Below are 20,840 nucleotides of genomic sequence, written 5' to 3' on the forward strand. Positions count from 1 at the left end.
GTCACGTTACGGCGGCGCTCGAGCGGCGGTCGAACGGCTTTCGGAGCAGCGGCCAGGCCAGCAGGATCGCCACGACCGCGTACACGGTCACCGAGAACGGGGTGTTCACGAGGCCGGTCAGGGAGCCGTCGCTGATCTGCAGGGCGCGGCGGAGCTGCTGCTCGGCGGCCGGGCCGAGGATGACGCCGATGACGGCTGGCAGGACGGGCAGTCCGTAGCGCCGCATGCCGAATCCGATGAGGCCGATGACCAGCAGGATCACCAGGTCGAGGGCCTCGCCGCCGACCGCGTACGCGCCGACGGCGGCGAAGAAGAGGATGCCGGCGTAGAGGTACGGGCGGGGGATGCGGAGCAGCTTGGCCCACACGGGGGCGAGCGGCAGGTTGAGCGCGAGCAGCAGCACCATGCCGACGAAGAGCGAGGCGATCAGGCCCCACACCAGCTCGGGTTCGCGCTCGAACAGCAGCGGTCCCGGCTGGATGCCGTACTGCTGGAAGGCGGCGAGCATCACGGCGGCCACGGCGGTCGTGGGCAGGCCCAGGGTGAGCATGGAGACCAGGGTGCCGGCGGCGGAGGCGGAGGCGGCGGACTCGGGGCCCGCGACGCCTTCGATGGCGCCCTTGCCGAACTCGTCCTTGTGCTTCGAGAGGCGCTTCTCGGTGACGTACGACAGGAAGGTGGGGATCTCCGCGCCGCCTGCCGGGATCGCGCCGAACGGGAAGCCGATGAGCGGCCCGCGCAGCCAGGCCTTCCAGGTGCGCCGGACGTCGGACCGGCCGAGCCAGGGGCGGCCCACGGGGATGGCCTCGCCGGTGGTGCGGCGCAGGTGGGCGGCGACCCACAGGGCCTCGCCGATGGCGAAGAGGCCGACCGCGACGATGACGACGTCGATGCCGTCGGCGAGCTGGAGCGAGCCGAAGGTGAGGCGCTGCTGGCCGGTCATCTGGTCGAGGCCGACCAGTCCGAGGGTGAGGCCGATGAGGAGCGAGGCGAGGCCGCGGATGCGGGAGGAGCCGAGGACGGAGGTCACCGCGATGAAGGCGAGGACCATGATGGCGAAGTAGTCCGGGGCGCCGATGTCGACGGCGAGCGCGGCGACGGTCGGGGCGAGCGCGACGAGCAGGATCGTGCCGGCGAGGCCGCCGGCGAAGTGGCCGATGGCGGCGGCGGCGAGCGCCTGGGCGCCCCGGCCCGCCTTGGCCATGGGATTGCCTTCGATGGCGGCGACCACGGCCGCGCTCTCGCCGGGGGTGTTGAGCAGGATCGAGGTGGTGGAGCCGCCGAACATCGCGCCGTAGTAGATGCCGGCGAACATGATGAAGGCGCCGGTCGGTTCGAGTCCGTACGTCACGGGGAGCAGCAGGGCGACGGCCATGGCGGGGCCGATGCCGGGCAGCACGCCTATGGCGGTGCCGAGGAGGACGCCGACGGCGGCCCACAGGAGGTTCATCGGGGTCAGCGCGGTGCCGAACCCGTCGAGCAGGGAGTTCAGAGAGTCCATGGGTCAGAGCACTCCCATCAGCGGGCCGCCGGGCAGCGGGACTCCGAGGAGGTTGTCGAAGACGAGGTAGGTGAACAGGGAGAGCACGGCGGCGATCAGCGGGTCGCGGTGGTGGTGCCGGCTGCCGAGGGCGTGGGCGGAGCCCCAGAAGAGCAGGGCGCCGGAGACGGGGAAGCCGAGGGGGCCGATGAGGACCGCGAAGCCGAGGAAGACGCCGGCGAGGAGGAGGACCGTGCGGGTGTCGCTGGGCTCGGAGAGGTCGATGTCCTCGCCGCCCTCGGCCTCGCCGCGGCCGCCGCGCAGCACGTCGACGGCGAGGAGGACGGCGACGGCGAGCAGGCCGGTGCCGACGACGAGGGGGACGGTGCGGGGGCCGACGGGGCCGCGCTGGGCGATGTCGACCGTCATGGTGAGGGCGTCGGTGAGGACCAGGACGCCGAGGACGAGGAGGATCAGGCTGACGCCGAGCTCGGAGTGCTCGCGCAGCCAGGACGACCGCTTCCCGGTTTCCGCGGGGGTTCCCGTGGTGGCTTCGGTGGCGGTTCCGGTGGTTTCTTCCGTGGTCACAGTCCCAGCTCCTTCAGGACGGAACCGACGCGCTTGTCCTGTTCGGCGAGGAAGGCGCCGAACTTCTCCCCGGGCAGGAAGGCGTCGTTCCAGCCGTGGGTCTTCAGGGACTCGCGCCACTCCTCGGAGGCGTGCAGTTCGGTGGCGAGGCCGATGAGCTTGTCGCGTTCGGCGTCGGTGAGGCCGGGCGGGGCGACGATCCCGCGCCAGTTGATGAACTCGGTGTCGAGGCCGGCCTCGCGCAGGGTCGGCGCGTCGAGGCCGGGGACCCGCTCGGCGCCGGTGACGGCGAGCAGCCGCAGCTCGCCGGCCTTGATCTGGTCGAGGTACTCGCCGACGCCGGAGACGCCGAAGGCGACCTTGTTGCCGAGGATGGAGGCGAGGAGCTCGCCGCCGCCGTCGAAGGGCACGTAGTTGACGCTCTTCGGGGCGATGCCCGCGGCCTGCGCCATCAGCATGGGCGCCAGGTGGTCGGGGCCGCCGGGCGAGGAGCCGCCGCCGACGGGCAGCTTGCCGGGGTCCTTCTTCCAGGCGGCGAGCAGGTCCTGGATGGTCCGGTACGGGGAGTCCTTCCCCACCACGACGATGTCCTGCTCCATGGTGAGCCGGGCGATCGGGGTGGTGTCGGCGAGGGTCCTCGGGGTCTTGTTGGTGTGGACGGCGCCGACGACGCCGAGGCCCATGGACATGGCGAGCCTGCCGTTGCCGCGCTCGCCGACGAGCCGGGTGAGGCCGACGGTGCCGCCGGCGCCGGGCAGGTTGAAGACCTCGATGTCGGAGGTGAGCCCGGCGTCCTCGGCGTTCTTGGCCGCGGTGCGGGCGGTGATGTCGTAGCCGCCGCCGGGTGTGTTGGGGACCATGAAGCGCAGGCCGGGTATCTGCGTGCCGGTGTCGGAGCCGCTGCCCGGGCTGAGCAGCGGCGGTCCGACGAGCACGAGGAGCGCCGCCCCGAGCAGGGCGAGGGGGGTGCGCAGGCGCACGTGAGCCGCCTCTCGGTAGGTACGGGGAAAGGTGTGAGGTGGCCCACATGTTGCCCGCACGTTAAGAAGCTGTCTCTCTTCCGCAACCAACGGACGTTGTGGTCCTTGTGGTCGCGTCCTACCTTGTCGGCGTGACGAAGGTGCTGGTGGTCGACGACGACTTCATGGTGGCCAAGCTGCACTGCCGCTACGTGTCGGCGGTGCCGGGCTTCGAGGTCGTGGGCGTCGCGCACACCGGGGCGGAGGCGCTGCGCGCGGCGGACCGGCTGCGGCCGGACCTGTTGCTGCTCGACATCTTCCTGCCCGACATGGACGGGATCGCGGTGCTGCGCGAGCTGCGGGCGGCGGGCCTCTCGGCGGACGCGCTGTTCATCACGGCGGCGCGGGACGTGGACACGATCCGCTCGGCGCTGCGCGCGGGAGCCCTGCACTACCTGATCAAGCCCTTCAACCAGGCGGCGCTGCAGGAGCAGCTGCGGCACGTGGCCTCCCTGCAGGGCCGCCTGGACGAACTGGAGCGGGCGGAGGCCCGCCAGGAGGACGTGGACCAGATCTTCGGCGCCCGCCCGCGCGCCTCCCGCGAGCTCCCCAAGGGCCTGGCCGCGCCCACGGCCGACCTGGTCGACACCATCCTGCGGGCGCATCCGGAGGGCCTGTCGGCCACCGAGTGCGCGGAGGCGGGCTCGCTGTCCCGCGTGAGCGCCCGCCGCTACCTGGAGTACTTCGCGGAGACCGGCCGCGCCGAGATCACCCTCCGCTACGGCGGCACGGGCCGCCCGGAGCGGCGCTACCGCCGGCTGGGCTGACGGCGCCGACGGCCGAGCAGGGCCCGCTGCCGTTCCTGGAGCCGACGAAGGCCAGGACGATGGTGAGGACCGCTGCGCTCATGGGACCGGATGCCGGTTCGGCGGCTGGGGGAGGCACTGTCTGTGGTCCCGCTTAGAGACTCCTTAACGCGACCATAAGGATCGGCTTCCGGGCGCGACGAGCGCCGGTTCGGCGGATTCCGAGGGCTAGTTTGCTGGTCATCCCCCCACGGCCCCACCCTCGTGAAGGAGTTGTCCCCCATGACCTCACGCCGTACCACCGCCGTCTCCGCCACCGCCGCCGCGCTGGTCCTGTCCGGACTCGCCGCCGCGCCCGGAGCGTTCGCGCACGGGTCGATGACCGACCCGGTGAGCCGGGTCGCGGGCTGTTACGCGGAGGGGCCGGAGAGCCCGGACTCGGCGGCGTGCAGGGCGGCCGTGGCCGCCGGTGGGACGCAGGCGTTCTACGACTGGAACGGCGTGAACATCGCGAACGCGGCCGGGAAGCACCGGGAGCTGATCCCGGACGGGAAGCTGTGCAGCGCCGGGAACGAGAAGTACCGCGGACTCGACCTGGCGCGCGCGGACTGGCCGGCGAGCGCGATGAACTCCGGTGCGCACACCTTCCGTTACAAGGGGACGGCGCCGCACAGGGGGTCCTTCGAGCTGTACGTGACGAAGGACGGCTACGACCCGTCGAAGCCGCTGACGTGGTCGGACCTGGAGGCGAAGCCGTTCGCCACGGCGACCGACCCCGGTATGCAGAACAGTGACTACGTGTTCACCGGCACCGTGCCGAAGAAGTCGGGCCGTCACCTGATCTACTCGATCTGGCAGCGCTCCGACTCCCCCGAGGCGTTCTACACCTGCTCCGACGTGGTGTTCGGGAAGGACAGCGGCGGCGGCGCTCCGGTCCCGGCGCCGAGTGCTCCCTCCGAGCAGCCCGCGCAGACCGGGCACGGCGGCCACGGCGGGCACACCGCGCCTGGCACCACCACGGGCACCACGGCTCCGGGCGGTGCGACCCCGGGCGGCGACGCCGCCCCGAGCAGCGCGGCTCCCGCGCCCGCCGCCCACGGCTCCGGCGAGGAGCTCGCCGAGACCGGTGGCGACGCCGCCACCCCGTACCTCGCGATGGGCGGCGCCGCCGTCCTCGGTCTGGGCGCGGTCGTGCTCTTCGCCACCGCCCGCCGCAGGTCGGCCCGCTAGCCGACGACCGACAGGCAGGTGGTCGGGGTCGCGTGGGCCGGGTCGAGGGCGTTGTTCACCTCGTGGAAGACGATCCGGTCCACCGTCCCGATGGCCACGTGCTCGGACAGGTCGAGCGCACAGCGGTCCTGGAGCAGCACGTTGGTGACGTCGGGCCCGGACAGCCAGCCCGACTGGTACGGGGTGACGACCTCGTCGTACTTGGTGGCGATCACCGTGTACCGGACGCCGGGAACGGTGTCGCCGCCCGCGTTCAGCCTGGTGAGGAACGCCGAGCCGGCGATCTGGTCGGCGAGCGCGGGGGTGTGCGTGCCGATCAGGTCCTCGGCGCCCGGGAAGTACGGCAGGAGCCGGGTGAGCCCGTTGAGGGTGGTGCCGTGGTTGTCGGGGGCGATGCCGACGAGCGCGTTCACCTTGGCGGCGCCGCCGAGGAACTTGAGGTAGTGGCGCGGCATCATGCCGCCCTGCGAGTGGCCGACCAGGTCGACCTCCGCGGCCCCGGTCGAGGCGAGGACCCGGTCGACGTACGCGTCGAGCTGGCCGGCGGACTTGTCGATGGGGCCGAGGCCGTGGAAGAACGGCACGCCCGGCAGCTGGCCGTAGTCGAGCGAGAAGACGCAGTAGTCCCGGTTGACGAGGTAGGGCGCGAGGCCCAGCCAGTTGTCGACGGAGTTGCCGAAGGTGCCGTGGACGAGGACGACCGGGCGGGGGTGGGCGGCGGACGGCTTGCAGGTGAAGTCGTTCCAGCCCCGGCTGGGGGCCGTGTCGGCCTGGGCGGCGGCGGTCGGTGCGAGGGTGGCGGCGGCGGTCAGGAGCAGAACGGACAGCGCTCTGACGGCCTGCTTCCAGGGCTTCCTGGGCAGCATCGGGCGATCTCCTTGCGGCTCAAGGGGAATGAGGGAGTGCTCTACGCCCTGCGGTCCGGACCACAAGTGGGGATGCGCGCTTTCCGCCAAGTTACGTACGGGTAGCCGCAGTGGGAAGTTACGCGTCGGTAAAAAGTCCCGTGTCGCCTACACCGTCGTGCTCACGCGGCCAGCGAGCCCGGCACGATCGCCCGCGGGCCGTACTTCGCCCGGGCCCGGTCCGCCACCTCCTCGATGCGGCGGGCCTTGTCGTCGGCCGGGTCGAAGGTGAGCTGGTGGGCGGCGCCCTCGGCCGGGGCCAGGCCCTCGGCGCGCAGCGCGACGCCCCGGACCCGGGCGCGCTGGAGGCCGAAGGAGGCGTGGATCGCATACGCGAGCGCGGTGAGGTCCGCCGAGTGGGCGGTGGGCTCGCGCAGGGTGCGGGTGCGGCTCGACGTGGTGCGGTCCGCGTAGCGCACGGTCACGGTCAGGGAGCGGCACACCTGGCCCTCCGTCCGCATCCGGGCGCCCAGTTCGCCGGTGAGCGAGAGCAGCGCCCTGCGGTGCTCGCCGGGGTCCAGCTCGTCGTGCGGGAAGGAGCGCTCGGCCGCGAGGGACCGGGAGACCTCGCCGGGGACGACGGGGGTGCGGTCGACGCCGCGGGCCCGTTCCCACAGCTCGCGGCCGGCCTTGGCGCCGACCAGGCGCTGGAGCACGGCGAGCGGAGCGTCCGCGACCCGGCCGACGGAGTCGAGGCCGTAGCCGCAGAGGGTGCGGGCGGTGGCGCGGCCCACTCCGTCGAGGGCGGCGACCGGCCGGTCCCGCAGGAAGGCCGTCGGGTCCTCCACGACGACGGTGGCGCCGGGCCGGGCCTCGCGGGCCGCCATCCGGGCCAGCATCGGGTTGGGGCCCGCGCCGATGACGCAGTCGATCCCGTACAGGGCGAGCGCCCTGACCCGGATCACCGAGGCGAGTTCGGCCGGGCTCCAGCCGAAGTAGCGCAGCGCGCCGCGCACGTCGGCGAGCGCCTCGGCGGGTGGGGCCGCCTCGACGACCGGGGTGAACTCGCCGAGCAGGTCGAGCAGTCGAGGGAGCATCACCTCCCCCATGGGCTCCAGTCGGAACCGTACGCAAAGGATCATCCCGCGCTCCCCGGACTGCTGTGCCACAGCTTCCGCGACGGTGTCGCGGCGCCTTCCCCGGCGGGCCGGAGGTCGGCCCAGGGGTTCATCGTGTAGCCGGTGGACAGGGTGATCTTCCGGCCGGTGCCGCCGGCCTCCCCGGCAGGGGCCTGCCCGGGCTGCTCGGAGAGCCGCTCGCCCACCGCCTCCAGGCCGCCGCTCGCCCGCAGTTCGGCGAGCTCGGCCAGGTTCCAGGCGGCGGCGCCGACCACGCTGAGGCTGCGCGGGCCGCGCCGCTGCACCACCCCGCGGACGAGCAGCAGCCAGGAGTGGAAGACGGTGTGGGCGCAGCGCTCGTGGGAGTCGTCGAAGAAGGCGAGGTCGACCAGGCCGGTGCCGTCGTCGAGGGTGGTGAAGATGACCCGCTTGCCGGAGCGGATCGGCGGGGTCTGGGTGGCCGCCTTGGCGCCGGCGACCAGGACGACCTGGCCGTGCGCGGCCGAGCGCAGCCGCCGGGCGGAGACCACGCCGAGTTCGCGCAGGAAGGCCTGGTGGTCGCCCATGAGGTGGCGGGAGGCGTCCATGCCGAGGATGCCGAGCTCGGCGCTGAGCCGTTCGCTCTCGTCGAGGTCGGGCAGGCCGACGGGGGCGGTCTTGCGGCCCTGCGCGAGCGGGAGCTGTCCGCCGTAGGAGGCGGCGCCCCGCTGGGTGCGGTGGAGTTCGGTGAGGTGCAGCAGCAGGTCGCGGCGGTTGGCGCCGAACGCGTCCAGCGCGCCGACCTGGGCGAGCCGTTCGGCGACGGGTTTGCGCGGGCGGGCCCGCTCCCAGAAGTCGAGCAGGGAGGCGTAGGGCTGCCCGGCCTCGATGCGGGCGCTCTCGGCCTCGCTGATGCCGTGGACGTCGGCGAGACCGAGCCGGAGTCCCCAGGTCTCCGGACCACTATCGGACACCAGTTCGATACGATGGGCGGCCGCCGACCGGTTCACGTCGAGCGGCAGCACGGGCACCCCGCGCCGCCGGGCGTCCGCGAGCAGCAGCCGCTTCGGGTACATGCCGGGGTCGTGGGTGAGCAGCCCGGCGTAGAAGGCGGCCGGGTGGTGCGCCTTGAGCCAGGCCGACTGGTAGGTCGGCACGGCGAAGGCCACCGCGTGCGCCTTGCAGAAGCCGTACGAGCCGAAGGCCTCGACGATCTCCCAGGTACGGGCGACGACCTCGTCCTCGTAGCCCTTCCGCTTCGCCCGCTCGGCGAACCAGTTCCTGATCCTGCCCTGCGACTCGGGGTGGGAGAGACCGCGGCGCACCTGGTCGGCCTCGTCGCGGCCGCAGCCGGTCATGATGCTCACGATCTCGATGATCTGCTCGTGGAAGACGACGACGCCGTACGTCTCCTTCAGCGCGTCCTCCAGGTCGGGGTGCGGGTAGCGGGCCGGCGCGCGGCCGTGCCGGGCCGCGATGAACGGGCGGACCATGTCGGCGGCGACCGGCCCCGGGCGGAAGAGCGAGATGTCGACGACCAGGTCGTGGAAGTTCTCCGGCTGGAGCCGGCCCACCAGGTCGCGCTGGCCCGGCGACTCGATCTGGAAGCAGCCCAGGGTCTCGGTGGAGCGGATCAGCCGGTACGTGTCGGGGTCGCCGGGCGGGACCGCGTCGACGTCCGGCCGGGTGCCGGTGACCCGCTCGACCTCGGCGACCGCGTGCGCCATCGCCGACTGCATCCGCACGCCGAGGACGTCGAGCTTGAGCAGACCGAGGTCCTCCACGTCCTCCTTGTCGAACTGCGACATGGGCAGCCCCTCGCCGCTGGTCGGCACGACGGGGGTACGGGTGAGCAGCGAGGCGTCGGAGAGGAGCACGCCGCAGGGGTGCATGGCGACGCCGCGGGGCAGCGCGTCGAGCGCCTCGACCAGCTCCCAGAAGCGTTCGCGCCCTTCCGTCTCCGCCTTCAGCTCGCGCAGTTCGGGCAGCTCGTCGAGGGCGGCGCGGGCGTCCCGGGCGCGGATGTGCGGGAAGGCCTTGGCGATCCGGTCGGTCTCGGCCGGGTCCATGGACAGGGCGGCGCCCACGTCGCGCACCGCGTGGCGGACCCGGTAGGTCTCGGGCATGGCGACGGTGACGACCCGCTCGGCGCCGAAGCGGCCGAGGATCGCCCGGTAGACCTCGATGCGGCGGGCGGACTCCACGTCGACGTCGATGTCGGGCAGGGCGGTGCGGCGCTTGGACAGGAAGCGCTCCATCAGCAGGCCGTGCTCGACCGGGTCGGCGTGGGCGATGCCGAGGAGGTGGTTGACGAGGGAGCCGGCGCCGGATCCGCGGGCGGCCACCCGGATGCCCATCTCCCGTACGTCGTCCACGACCTGGGCCACTGTCAGGAAGTAGCTGGCGAAACCGTGGTGGGCGATGATGTCCAGCTCCCGGTGCATCCGGTCCCAGTAGGCGCGCCGGTCGGGGCGCCGGTCGTAACCCTTGAGGACCATGCCGGCGGCGGCCCGGGAGGCCAGCACGCGCTGCGCGGTGCGGTGGGCGGCGCCGACCAGGTACGGCTCGGGGAAGTGCGCGGAGCCCATGCCGAGGTCGTCCTGGGGGTCGACGAGACAGGCCGCGGCGACGGACTCGGTCCGCTCCAGGAGCCGGTGCGCGGCGTCCCGGCGGAAGCCCGCGGCCTCCACCACCCGCTCGGCCGTGGCCAGCATGGCGCCGGCGTCCTTGAGCCAGGCCTCGCCGCTGTCGAGCCCGTTGCGCGGGTCGACCGGGACGAGCCGGCGGGCCGAGTCGAGCACGTCGGCGACCGGGCCCTGGCCGGGATCGGCGTACCGCACCTCGTTGCCGAGCACGGGCCGGACGCCCTGCTCGGCGGCGAAGCCGACGGTACGGGCGGCGAGCCGCAGCGAGCCGGGGCCGGTGCCGGAGCGCCCGTGGTGCACGACCTCCAGGCACAGGGCGTCGCCGTACCGCTCGCGCCAGGGCACGAGCAGCCGCGCGGCCCGGTCGGGGCGTCCCGCGGCGAGGGCCCGCCCGACGTCGGAGCCGGGACCGAGCAGGACGAAGAGGTCCTCGCCGCGGTTGGCCGCCCAGGGCAGCACGGGCGGCCCCTCCCCCGCATGGGCGTGGGCGGCGGTGACGAGCGCGCAGAGCCCGGCCCAGCCGGCCCGGGACCGGGCGAGGAAGACGGCGCGGGGCGCGGACTCGTCCACGAAGGCGCCACCGCGCACGGGCGCGCGCCGCGCGGAGGTGGCCCCGCCCGTCCGGGTCCCGTCGGGTCCCGCGCCGTCCGGAGGGACCGCGGTCAGGAACGGCTCACAGGCGAGGTCCACGCCGAAGAGCGGACGGACGCCCGCCTTCTCGCAGGCCTTGGCGAAGCGGACCACGCCCGCGACCGTGTCGCGGTCGGTCAGGGCGAGGGCGTCCATGCCGCGCTCGGCGGCGCGCTCGGCCAGCCGGGCGGGATGCGAGGCGCCGTGGCGCAGGGAGAAGCCCGACGCGGTGTGCAGATGCGTGAACCCCGGCATGCGCCGCCTCACCTCCCACAGCAAAATCGTACATACGTTCCCACCCCCTCACTCCCACCATAGCCCATTTTCGAACGCCCGTACGATAACCGTGTCCGTCGCCGCCCGCTCAGCCATTCAGCCCCGTCCCACCTGCGGAAACACCGGCCGCCCCGGAGCGTGGGGACATGAGTCTCGTCGAGGAACTGAAGAGCGCCGTCACCCCCCGAGCAGCCCTGCTGGTCATCGGCGTCTTCGCGCTCCAGATGCTGTTCATCACCTCGTACGTCGGGGCCCTGCACAGTCCGAAACCGACGGACGTGCCCTTCGGAGTCGTCGCCCCGCAGCAGGTCTCCACCGTCCTCATGGACCGGCTGGAGAAGCTCCCCGGCGATCCGCTCGACCCGCGCACGGTCGCGGACGCGGACGCGGCGCGGGACCAGATCCTGGACCGGGAGATCGACGGGGCGCTGATCGTCGACCCGAGGGGCCGCACCGACACCCTGCTGGTCGCCTCCGGCGGCGGCACGGTGCTCTCCTCCACACTGGAGAAGATGTTCACCCAGGTGGAGGCGGCCAACCAGCGCACCATCCGGACCGTCGACGTCGCCCCCGCCTCTCCCGAGGACTTCGACGGGCTCTCCGCCTTCTACCTGGTCGTCGGCTGGTGCGTCGGCGGCTACATCTGCGCCGCGATCCTGGCGATCAGCGCCGGCTCCCGCCCCGCCAACCGGGAGCGGGCGGTCATCCGGCTCGGGACGCTCGCGCTCTACTCGGTCCTCAGCGGCCTCGGCGGCGCCGTCGTCATCGGTCCGATCCTCGGCGCCCTGCCCGGCAGCGTCGCCGCCCTGTGGGGCCTCGGCACCCTGGTGGTGTTCGCGGTCGGCGCGGCCACCCTCGCCCTGCAGTCCGTCTTCGGGATCGTCGGCATCGGCCTGGCGATCCTCCTCATCGTCGTCGCGGGCAACCCCAGCGCGGGCGGCGCCTTCCCGCTGCCGATGCTGCCGCCGTTCTGGAAGGCGATCGGCCCGTACCTGCCACCGGGCGCCGGCACCTGGGCGGCGCGCTCGATCGCGTACTTCAAGGGCAACGACATGACCGCCTCGATGCTGGTCCTGTCGGCCTGGGCGGTCGTCGGCTCCGCCGTGACGCTGGTGATGGCCTCGCTGAAGCGGGAGCAGCCGGAGGCCGAGCCGATCGCCACGGAGCCGGGCGAGGTCCGGACCTGACCCACGCACGCGCCGGAGCCCGTCCCGGCCCCGAGCACCGGACGGACCCGGAGGGCCCCGGCGGACCGCACGCTCCGCCGGGGCCCTCGCGCGTCACGAGCCGCGCGCCGCAGCGGGCCCAGGCGCCTCCAACAGGAGCCCGAAGCCTTTTGTGAATGGATTCACAAGATACCCTGCCCTCATGGGAACGCCCGTGCGCACCGACGACGGCCGCTGGTTGGTGGCCGAGGAATGGGGAAACCCGTCGGGTACCCCCGTGCTCCTGTTCCACGGAACCCCCGGCAGCCGCCTGGCCACCGCGCTGCCCGGACTGGCCGAGCGGCACCCCGGCGTCCGGTTCCTCTCCTACGACCGCCCGGGATACGGGGACTCCGCACGCAGCCCGGGCCGCCGCGTCGCCGACGCCGCCCCGGACGCCGCCGCGGTCGCCGACGCCTTCGGCGTGGACCGGTTCGCGGTCGTCGGCCGCTCCGGCGGCGGGCCGCACGCGCTGGCCTGCGCCGCCCTGCTGCCCCACCGGGTCCGGGCGGCCGCCGTCCTGGTGGGGCTCGCGCCCCCGGACGCCGCCGGTCTGGACTGGTACGCGGACATGACCCCGTTCAACGTCCGCGAGTACGGCCTGGCCCGGGACTGCCTGGACGGGACCGGCCCCGTCGCGCTCGACCGGGAGCTCGCAGACCGCGCCGCCGCCGTACGACGGGACCCGGAGCGGCTCATCGAGGACCTGCGCGCCGACCTCTCCCCGCACGACCGGCCCGTCGTCGAGGACCCGCGGGTGCGCACGGTGCTGCTGCGCGGCTACCGCGAGGCGCTGCGGGTCTCGCACCACGGCTGGCTCGACGACTGTCTCGCCTTCGTCCGCCCGTGGGGCTTCGACGTCTCCTCCGTCACCGTGCCGGTACTGCTGTGGCACGGCCTCGACGACGGCTTCTCCCCCGTCGGCCACACCCGTTGGCTCGCCGGCCGCATCCCCGGGGCCCGGCCCGTCCTCGTGCCCGGCGCCGGGCACTTCGCCGCCCAGTACGCACTGCCCGAGGTGCTGCGCTGGCTGGACGGTCAGGACACGGGGCGCTGATACGCGGTGGACCGGGCGCCCTTGAGGGCGTCCAGGATCCGCTCGTGGCTGTCGCCGACGGTGTCGACCACCCGGACCCTGAGGTACAGGGCCTCGACCTCGTCGACGAAGCGCTGGGAGAACGCCCCGAGCATCGCCGTCTCGTAGCTGCCGGTGCCCACCAGCGGGAAGTTGCCCATCGTGACCAGCTGGAAGTCCTCCCCCGCGGTGAGCCCGGACGCGGTCAGCACCGCCGCCGCTCCCTGGACGTCGGTCCACGGCGCGGCGGGATCGGGCGTGCCGCCCCGCGGGACGACGAGGCACGCGTACTCCTCCACCACGACCGTGTGCGAGCCCCCGTTGAGCAGGCCGACCTGCCACTCGGGCACGCCGCCGCGCAGGTGTCCGGTGGTCCAGTCGGCGCGCCAGCCCAGGAACGGCCGTACGGTACGGGCGTACTGGGCCCGGGCGAGGACCGCGCCCGCCGCGACGGCCAGCAGGCTGCCCAGCGGCTCCATGTCGAGCAGCTGGAGCCGCCACGGCCACTCCGCCCGCGCCGCCGCGGTCATGTTGGCCCGGACGATCTCCCAGCCGAGCACCCCCGTCAGCAGGACGAGCAGCACGATCGGCGCGGTGAAGAGCAACGGACTGCGGCGTACCCGGCGTTGGGCGTCGGAGACGGTGAGGCGCCTCCGGTTCCTGAAGACGGCCACGTGTGTTCCCCCCGTTCACGGACAACGGTCCCCCGGCCGTCGTGCGGCCGGGGGACCTTGATCGTGCTCATGGTGCCCGGAACGGGCGGAGCGGGTCTAGTAGACGCTGACGCCGTACGCGCTCAGCGCCTCCGTGACCGGCTGGAAGAACGTGGTGCCGCCGGAGGAGCAGTTGCCGCTGCCGCCGGAGGTGAGGCCGATGGCGCGGCTGCCGGAGTAGAGCGGGCCGCCGGAGTCGCCGGGCTCGGCGCAGACGTTGGTCCGGATCATGCCGTAGACGATGTCGCCGCCGCCGTAGTTCACCGTGGCGTTGAGACCGGTGACGGAGCCGCTGTGGGTGCCGGTGGTGGAACCGCGGCGGGTGACGGACATGCCGACGGTGGCGTTGGCGGCGCTGGTGATGTCGACGCTGCCGACCGAGCCGGACTTGGTCACCGTGCTGTTGGTGTAGCGCACGATGCCGTAGTCGTTGGTCGGGAAGCTCGATCCGGAGGTGGAGCCGAGCACCGTGGTCCGGGAGGAGTTGGAGTACCAGGTGCCCGCGCCGTCGGTGCAGTGGCCGGCGGTCAGGAAGTAGTAGTTGCCCGCGCTGTCCTTGACGTTGAAGCCGAGGGAGCAGCGCCAGCTGCTCGCGTAGATCGCGTCGCCGCCGGAGATCAGCTTGTTGAACTTGCCGGGGGTGCGCTCGATGCGCAGCGCGCCCGCGTTGGCGCCGGCCTGGCGCTTGATCTTGGCGATCTCCGCCTGCGAGACGGTGGAGTCGACGGTGACGACCACCGTGCCGGTGGCGGCGTCGGTGTGCCAGGCGGTGCCCGCCACGTCGGCGGTGAGCACGGCGTCACTCGCGGCGGCGAGCTGGGTGGCGCCGAAGGTCTGCGCGGAGTCGGCGGTCGCGGTGGGGACGGCGAGCGCCGCGGCAGCGACCAGACCGGTCGCGACGGCGACCATCCGGATGGTGCCGGTGTTTCTCGTGGGGGTGGTGCGCTTGATCCTCACTTCTCGTTCCTCCAGAGGGGAATCGGGGGCCCGCAGTGGGGTGTCGGGCCCGTGAGGCGCGGCCTTGGGGGGCCGGCGCTGTGGGGGAGTCTCCGGCCGCACGACTTCGCGCCGCAAGGGCGGCTTTCGGTCGTGCAGCCGTCAACTGACCAGCCGCGTGCGGGAGTTGCTAGAGGAGGCTCACCCGGTACTTGGCGAGCGCCTCGGGCACCGGCTGGTAGAACGTGGTGCCGCCGGTCGAGCAGTTGCCGCTGCCGCCGGAGGTGATGCCGAGCGCCTTGGTGCCGTCGTAGAGGGCACCGCCCGAGTCGCCGGGCTCGGCGCAGACATTGGTCTGGATCATGCCGCGCACGGTGCCGCCGCCGGAGTAGTGGACGGTGGCGTCCAGGCCGGTGACGGTGCCGCTGCGGGTGCCGGTGGTCGAGCCGGAGCGCTTGACGGACTCGCCCACGTAGGCGTCGGCGGCGGTGAAGCCGCCGGTGCGGCTGAGCGAGGTGTTGTCGTAGCGGACCAGGGCGTAGTCGTTGCCCGGGAAGCTCGATCCGACCGTGGGGCCGATCAGCGTGGACTGGGCCGAGTTGGCGTACCAGGTCTTGACGACGTTGCCGCAGTGGCCGGCGGTCAGGAAGTACGGCGTGTTGCCGCTGACCACGTTGAAGCCGAGCGAACAGCGGTAGCCGCTGCCGTAGATGGCGTCGCCGGGGCCGAGCAGGGGCTTGAAGACCCCGGACGTTCTCTCGACCCGCAGCGCCGCGGCGTCGGCCCCGGCCGCCTGGCGGATCCTGGCGATCCCGGCCTCGCCGACCGTGGAGTCGACGGTGACGACGACCCGGCCGGCGGCCTTGTCGACGTACCAGGCGGTGCCGCCGACGTCCGCCTTCAGGACGGCGGCGTCGGCGCGGGCGAGCGCCTGCGCGCTCGCCGGTCCGGGGGTGGGGGCGGCCTGGGCGCCGGGAAGGCCGAGGGCGGTGGCCGCCGTGGCGGCGGCGGCGACGGCGAGCAGTCGGATGCGCGTGGTCCTCACTGGTCTCCTTCGGGTCACACCGGAGGAACCCGCGGGTGGCGGGTCCATGAGGCATCGTCAGGTGACGTGTTCCTGACATGCACCGCGAGCGATACTGGCCCACCGATCCGGAACGCACAAGACCGCCCACACACCTGCTCTACGCGCGTGGGCGGCGCGGGCTCCCACGGGCCCGCGCCGCCCGTCACCGTCCTCCCGGAACGCCGGCCGGCGTCCGCTCGGACCGGCCGTCAGACGCCGGCCACCCGCCGTTCGCCCGCCGCGACCGCCGCGTCCAGCGTGTTCCCCGGCGGCGGGAACGGGCAGATGAAGTGCGCCGCGAACGCGCACGGCGGAAGCAGCGCCCGGTTGAAGTCCACCGTCACCGAACCGTCGGCCGCCGGGGCGGCCGGCCGCAGGAAGCGGAATCGGTAGCTGTCCCGGCCGCTGGTGGCGTCGGCGAAGACCGCCCACAGCGTGCCGTCGTCCTCCACCGCCACCTGGAGGCTGTGCTCGGCGCCGTTCAGGTCGAAGACCAGCTCGCCCGAGAGCCCCAGACCGCGCTCCTTGCCGTCGGCGTTCTCCACCCGGACGTGCCGGTCCTCGCTGTACGGGCGGAACACGCCCGGCCGCACCCACTTCTCGTCGTAGGGCGTGGCCTCGATGCCCTGGAAGGCGCGGCGCGCCTCCGACTCCGGGTCGAAGTCCCGTACCGCCCACTCCCCCTCGCGGCGCAGGACGACGAGACGGCGCCCCGCCGACTCGGCCCGGGACTCGTGGATCGGGCCGTGGTCGGCGGTCAGCCGTACGGTGCCGATCAGCGGCTTGCCGTCGACCGTGACCGCGTCCTCGGCGCCGGCGCTGAGGACCACCTCGTCGCCGTCCGCCCGCCACTCCCCCGGAACGGCCGGAATTCGCCCCTCCGGGAAGTCCGACAGCCAGTACGTGCCGGTCAGCGAGAGCGGCCCGTACGACGAGGCGACCGCCGCCGTCCGCTGCTCGTGCCAGTGCTGCCAGTCCTGTGATGCATCCGTACTCATGGTGTGCCACTTTTCCACAGGTCGGCTCCCGGCACGGAACAGACCGGGCGGAGCGACCCCCGTACGCCGCCCCACGACCCCGGGGGCCCGACGCACCGTCAGCAGCCGTCGCAGGGGCAGCAGCAGTCGCAGCCGTTGCCGTCACAGCCGTTGCAGTCACAGTCCCGGCAGCAGCCTTCGCGCTTCTTGCGGGACCAGGGGCCCTCGTACTCCTTGGCGCAGCAGATCTGGCAGGTGCAGAACAGCCAGGTGAACATGGCGCAGCCGGCCAGGAAGCCGCGGGGCTTCTTGGGCTGGTGCGGTCCGCCGGCGCCGAACTGCGGCGGCAGCCCGCCGGGGCCGCCCGGACCGCCGGAGCCGCCGGGACCGGCGGGGCCCGCCGGACCGCCGCCGTGAGGGTGCCCCCCGCCGTACGGATTGCCGCCGCCGTACGGGTTGTACGAGCCGTACGGGCCGGGCGCCCCGCCCTGGGCGGGTCCCGGCGCCCCGTGTGCGCAGGTCGTCGTGCCGAAGGCGCGGTCGACGGAGGCGCGCAGCTCGTGCGCGAGGAGCACGTGGGCGAGGTGTCCGTCGGTGAACTCGGCGTCCTTCAGCGCGAGGCGTATGCCGTGCAGCGCGTCGTCGGCGAGCCGGCGGGCCTCCTCGCGGGAGGTGCCGGTCGCGGTGAGCGGGTTCCAGGCGCCGGCCGTGTCGTCGGCGGCCTGGTCCTCGACGGCGTCCAGGAGGTGGGCGAGGCGCCCGAAGAGGCGGCCCGCCTCGGCGAGCGGTTCGGCGTTGCCGGGGCGGCCGGCGAGGACCGCGGTGTGCGCGAAGGCGGCCGCGGTCGCCGTCTCGGTCGGCTCGGTGACGACGAGCAGCGGCGTACCGGGCCCGGCCAGGGCCTCCAGGCCGGTCTGCCGGTCGACCGCGTCGACCAGGACGGCCGTGTCGAAGCCGAGTTCCCGGCCGGTGCGGGCGCCGGCCCGGTCCCAGGAGCGGGCGACCCGGCGGGCCGCGGCGGCGACCGGCCGGCGGGCCAGCAGACCGTCGCGGTCGGCGACGTGGTCGCGGATCTTCGCGGAGGCGAGGACCAGGGAGACGGCGGCGGCGAGCCGCGCTCCCTCGCCGCGCGCGACGGGCGCGGTCCGCATGGCGCGCAGCGGGCAGGGACCCGCGGTGCGACGCCCGGCCTCGGTCCGGCCGGCCTGAGCCTCCGTCAGGACGGAGACGATCAGGCCGTCGTAGTTGGTGACGACCCGGGCGAACTGTCCGTGGTCGGCACGAAGTGCCAGGCAGAGGCCGCAGAGATGGGCCATCCACTCGACCTTGAGGCCTTCGGTGAGGCGGTGCGCGCAGGGCCTGACGATTCCGAACAAAGACACTCCCCCGTGGACCGGCGCGCGGGTCCGCGCGGCTGCGTCGGGCATCGTACCGAGGAGTCCGAGGGGAACCGGTTCACCCGTACGCCCCCATCGTCACCCTTGTGGCCCGACTTTCATATTTTAAGTTGCATGCCCGGATCCGACCCTTCGTCAGCCCCCGCAAACCGCAGGATCCCTGACGAATCGCCAGATTTCGAGCCCTACGTTCTGCACCAGTACCGTCACGAATCCCCTGCGCGCCGACTATCCACTTGGCGCGCGATCCGCATCATGGACGACGATAGGGATTGCGGAACCACGAGTGACCGCGCTGAAAGGAGGCGTCCATGGGATCGGTGCGCAAGGCCAGTGCCTGGCTGGGACTCGTCGAGGACAACGACGAGCGTTACTACGACGACGAGTACGCCGACGGTGCCGAGAGCAACGACGCCTGGGTGACGGACCCGCGGGTGCGGGTGGCGTCCGACACGGCGCAGGAGCATGGCCGTCGGATCGCGACCCTCTCGCCCGACGGGTTCCGGGACGCCCGGGGCATCGGCGAGCTGTTCCGGGACGGCGTCCCGGTGATCGTGAACCTGACCGCGATGGAGCCGAACGACGCCAAGCGCGTGGTCGACTTCTGCGCCGGTCTCGCCTTCGGCCTGCGCGGCTCGATCGAGCGGGTGGCCACCCGGGTCTTCCTGCTGACCCCGGCGGACACGGAGATCGTCAGCGGCGAGCCCGGCGGCCGTTCGCAGGACGGTTTCTTCAACCAGAGCTGACACCGGCGCCCCGTCGGGGGCGTTCGTCCGGCCCGCCGGGAGCGTCAGTGCCCCTGCAGGCCCGAGCCGGCCGGCTCGGCGTGGCCCCGCGAGGCGGGGACCCGTACGGCATCCGCGGTCCCGCCCCCCGTTCGCGGCCCGCCGTCCGGGTCCGCCGGCCCGCGGCCCGCCGCCGCACCCGGCAGCCCGGTGCCGGCCCGTCCCCGGCCGGCCTGGTCCTCGCCGGTCCTGTCCTGGCCGCTGCCGTCCCGGCCGGGCCGGTCCTGGCCGGTGTGCTCGGCGTCCGGTGCCGCCGGGCACTCCATGACGCGCGGCAGCCGCAGCGCCATGAGCGCGCCGAGCAGCAGCAGTCCGGCGCTCACGAACAGGGTCACGTGCAGGCCGTTCACGAAGGCGTGCCGGGCCGCGTGGTGCAGGGCGTCGCCGGCCGGGCCGCCGAGCCGCTCGGCGACCTGATAGGCCTCGCCGAGCGAGTTCGCGGCCGACCTGGCCGCGTCCTCCGGCACTCCGGGCACCCCGCTGAGACCGGGTGCGTACGCCGCGTTCATCACGCTGCCGAGCAGGGCGATGCCCATTCCGGCGCCCAGCTGGTACGAGGTCTCGCCGATCGCCGCGGCGCCGCCCGCACTCTCCGGCGGGGCCTCGCTCAGCATCGACTCGTACGCCGAGAAGAGCGTGGTCTGCAGGCCGAAGCCGAGCAGCACGAAGCCGACGGTGAGCAGCAGCGGCCGGTCGTGCTGCCCCATGAGGACGAGCAGCAGCACCGCGGACGCGGTCAGCAGGAAGCCCCAGCCGACCATCCGGCGCGGGCCGATCCTGCGCAGGGTGTACGAACCGGTGGCACCGGCCGCCATCGCGGCGAAGGTCAGCGGGAGCAGCCGGAGGCCGGTCTCCAGCGGACTGAGGCCGAGGACGAGCTGGAGGTACTGGACGGCGATCAGTTCCAGGCCGACCAGGGCCAGCATGGCGAGCACGATGCAGCCGACCGAGGTGGTGAAGGGTGCCCGGGCGAACAGCCGCATGTCGATCAGCGGGTGCGCGCGCCGCTTCTGCCGCCGTACGAAGAGGACGAGCAGCGCGGCGCCGAGCAGCAGCGGGCCGAGCGTGGCCGGGGCGAACGGCGGGTCGCCGGCACCGAGCCGCTTGACGCCGAGGACGGCGCCGAGCACTCCGGCCGCGGCCATCAGCGCGCCGAGCACGTCCCAGGGACCGTCGGAACCGCCCCGTGACTCGGGCAGCAGCCAGCGCCCGACGGGCAGGATCAGCGCCATCAGGGGGATGTTGATCAGGAAGACCGAGCCCCACCAGAAGTGCTCGACCAGGAAGCCGCCGAGCACGGGCCCGGTCGCGGCGCCGACGGCGGCGACCGCGGTCCAGATGCCGATCGCGGTGGCCCGCTCTCGCCGGTCGGGGAAGACCGCGCGGAGGATGGAGAGCGTGGCGGGCATGATCATCGCGCCGCCGACGCCGAGCAGGGCGCGGGCGCCGATCAGGACCTCGGGAACGGTGGCGAGCGCGGCGATCGCCGAGGCGACGCCGAACAGCGCGTAGCCGAGCAGCAGCACCCGTCTGCGACCGACCCGGTCACCGAGCGTGCCGAAGAGGATCAGCAGCGCCGCGCAGATCAGCGGATAGGCGTCGACGATCCACAGCAGTGCGGTGGAGCTGGGGCGGAGGTCCTCGGTGAGCGAGGGGACGGCGACGTGCAGCACGGTCGCGTCGAGCGCGACCAGCAGCAGGCTGACGCAGAGGACGACGAGCACGACCCAGCGGTTGGCACCACCGCCGGCGGTGCGGAGACGTGCTCCGGCCGTGATCGTCCGCGCCATGTACGTACCTCCCAGTGAAGCCCTCGCGCTCGGCGGGCACCGGCCGGGGAGCGGCCCCGGGGCGGCCCGGCATCGACGGGCGAGTGAGCCGTCAGCGTACGCGAGTTCAAGGCCCGAGCGCGTGGTGCAGCTCTCACCCCGGCGGACCGCGTGGTGTGGCGTACACCACTCCGGGCCGGCCGCGCGTCGCCTGGAATTCCCGCCGTGACGCCGTTCCGGGAATTCCCCGGGCGCTCAAACAGAGTTCCGGAAACATCCATCGGGCAATAGGGCTGAAGGTCATCGGATTTTCCGACGGGTGACGGGAACAAACGCCCGGCTGAGAGCAACTCCACATCAC

Annotated in this window: 17 protein-coding genes; 5 read left to right on the top strand and 12 right to left on the bottom strand. The window is 73.5% G+C overall.

The genetic code is table 11. From position 1 onward, the window contains the following. Nucleotide 1: 1 nt before the first annotated feature. From ACFY8W_RS32640 to ACFY8W_RS32650, 3 genes are read right to left on the bottom strand one after another with little or no spacing between them, the layout of a single operon-like run. The gene (locus tag ACFY8W_RS32640; protein ID WP_391113163.1) at nucleotides 2–1,501 is read right to left on the bottom strand and encodes a tripartite tricarboxylate transporter permease; all 1,500 of its coding nucleotides are present in this window, start codon (nucleotides 1,499–1,501) and stop codon (nucleotides 2–4) included. A gap of 3 nt (nucleotides 1,502–1,504) precedes the next feature. After that, complete coding sequence (locus ACFY8W_RS32645) at nucleotides 1,505–2,068, bottom strand: tripartite tricarboxylate transporter TctB family protein (RefSeq protein ID WP_391113167.1); 564 nt, start codon at nucleotides 2,066–2,068, stop codon at nucleotides 1,505–1,507. Next, on the bottom strand, nucleotides 2,065–3,048 hold the full coding sequence (locus ACFY8W_RS32650) for a tripartite tricarboxylate transporter substrate-binding protein (RefSeq protein ID WP_391113170.1): 984 nt from the start codon (nucleotides 3,046–3,048) through the stop codon (nucleotides 2,065–2,067). Before ACFY8W_RS32650 ends, ACFY8W_RS32645 begins: the two co-directional genes overlap by 4 nt. Before the next feature lie 131 nt (nucleotides 3,049–3,179). Between ACFY8W_RS32650 and ACFY8W_RS32655 the strand changes: the two genes are divergently transcribed. Next, on the top strand, nucleotides 3,180–3,854 hold the full coding sequence (locus ACFY8W_RS32655) for a response regulator (protein WP_391113173.1): 675 nt from the start codon (nucleotides 3,180–3,182) through the stop codon (nucleotides 3,852–3,854). Nucleotides 3,855–4,115: 261 nt separating this feature from the next. Further along, entirely contained in the window at nucleotides 4,116–5,063 is a 948-nt protein-coding gene (locus tag ACFY8W_RS32660; RefSeq protein WP_391113176.1) for a lytic polysaccharide monooxygenase, read from the top strand. Here the strand turns inward: ACFY8W_RS32660 and ACFY8W_RS32665 are convergent. The 3 genes from ACFY8W_RS32665 to ACFY8W_RS32675 all read right to left on the bottom strand — a co-directional run bounded on the left by ACFY8W_RS32665 (nucleotide 5,060) and on the right by ACFY8W_RS32675 (nucleotide 10,535). Further along, nucleotides 5,060–5,929 (bottom strand): alpha/beta fold hydrolase, encoded by an 870-nt coding sequence (locus ACFY8W_RS32665; RefSeq protein WP_391113179.1) that lies wholly within the window; start codon nucleotides 5,927–5,929, stop codon nucleotides 5,060–5,062. The two genes, ACFY8W_RS32660 and ACFY8W_RS32665, sit on opposite strands and share 4 nt — an antisense overlap. Before the next feature lie 161 nt (nucleotides 5,930–6,090). Continuing rightward, nucleotides 6,091–7,050, bottom strand: coding sequence for a hypothetical protein (locus ACFY8W_RS32670; protein ID WP_391113182.1), 960 nt, complete (start codon nucleotides 7,048–7,050; stop codon nucleotides 6,091–6,093). Continuing rightward, entirely contained in the window at nucleotides 7,047–10,535 is a 3,489-nt protein-coding gene (locus ACFY8W_RS32675; protein ID WP_391113185.1) for a DNA polymerase III subunit alpha, read from the bottom strand. Before ACFY8W_RS32675 ends, ACFY8W_RS32670 begins: the two co-directional genes overlap by 4 nt. Nucleotides 10,536–10,702: 167 nt before the next feature. Between ACFY8W_RS32675 and ACFY8W_RS32680 the strand changes: the two genes are divergently transcribed. Both ACFY8W_RS32680 and ACFY8W_RS32685 read left to right on the top strand, forming a co-directional pair. Further along, nucleotides 10,703–11,743, top strand: coding sequence for a DUF3533 domain-containing protein (locus ACFY8W_RS32680; RefSeq protein WP_391113188.1), 1,041 nt, complete (start codon nucleotides 10,703–10,705; stop codon nucleotides 11,741–11,743). A gap of 181 nt (nucleotides 11,744–11,924) precedes the next feature. Beyond that, nucleotides 11,925–12,818: an alpha/beta fold hydrolase gene (locus ACFY8W_RS32685; RefSeq protein WP_391113191.1), complete on the top strand. Its 894-nt coding sequence runs from the start codon at nucleotides 11,925–11,927 to the stop codon at nucleotides 12,816–12,818. Here ACFY8W_RS32685 and ACFY8W_RS32690 read toward each other — a convergent pair. From ACFY8W_RS32690 to ACFY8W_RS32710, 5 genes are all read right to left on the bottom strand, one after another. Beyond that, complete coding sequence (locus ACFY8W_RS32690) at nucleotides 12,800–13,510, bottom strand: hypothetical protein (protein WP_391113194.1); 711 nt, start codon at nucleotides 13,508–13,510, stop codon at nucleotides 12,800–12,802. The genes ACFY8W_RS32685 and ACFY8W_RS32690 overlap by 19 nt on opposite strands. A 96-nt stretch (nucleotides 13,511–13,606) precedes the next feature. Continuing rightward, nucleotides 13,607–14,506 carry an alpha-lytic protease prodomain-containing protein gene (locus ACFY8W_RS32695; protein WP_391113196.1) on the bottom strand — a complete coding sequence of 300 codons (900 nt, stop codon included), beginning with the start codon at nucleotides 14,504–14,506 and terminating at the stop codon, nucleotides 13,607–13,609. 169 nt (nucleotides 14,507–14,675) lie between these two features. Next, entirely contained in the window at nucleotides 14,676–15,578 is a 903-nt protein-coding gene (locus tag ACFY8W_RS32700; RefSeq protein WP_391113198.1) for a trypsin-like serine protease, read from the bottom strand. 182 nt (nucleotides 15,579–15,760) lie between these two features. Continuing rightward, the gene (locus ACFY8W_RS32705) at nucleotides 15,761–16,549 is read right to left on the bottom strand and encodes a DUF1684 domain-containing protein (RefSeq protein WP_391113201.1); all 789 of its coding nucleotides are present in this window, start codon (nucleotides 16,547–16,549) and stop codon (nucleotides 15,761–15,763) included. 98 nt (nucleotides 16,550–16,647) lie between these two features. Then, a complete protein-coding gene (locus ACFY8W_RS32710) occupies nucleotides 16,648–17,904 on the bottom strand; it encodes a DUF5685 family protein (RefSeq protein WP_391113204.1) in 1,257 nt (418 codons plus the stop codon). 332 nt (nucleotides 17,905–18,236) lie between these two features. Here ACFY8W_RS32710 and ACFY8W_RS32715 point away from each other — a divergent pair, with 332 nt between their 5' ends. Next, nucleotides 18,237–18,671 carry a cell division protein SepF gene (locus ACFY8W_RS32715; RefSeq protein ID WP_128981817.1) on the top strand — a complete coding sequence of 145 codons (435 nt, stop codon included), beginning with the start codon at nucleotides 18,237–18,239 and terminating at the stop codon, nucleotides 18,669–18,671. 44 nt (nucleotides 18,672–18,715) lie between these two features. Here ACFY8W_RS32715 and ACFY8W_RS32720 read toward each other — a convergent pair whose 3' ends face one another. Continuing rightward, a complete protein-coding gene (locus ACFY8W_RS32720; RefSeq protein ID WP_391113208.1) occupies nucleotides 18,716–20,500 on the bottom strand; it encodes an MFS transporter in 1,785 nt (594 codons plus the stop codon). Between the last annotated feature and the right edge of the window lie 340 nt (nucleotides 20,501–20,840).

This window comes from Streptomyces sp. NPDC012637 (genome assembly GCF_042954805.1).
Lineage (GTDB): Bacteria > Actinomycetota > Actinomycetes > Streptomycetales > Streptomycetaceae > Streptomyces.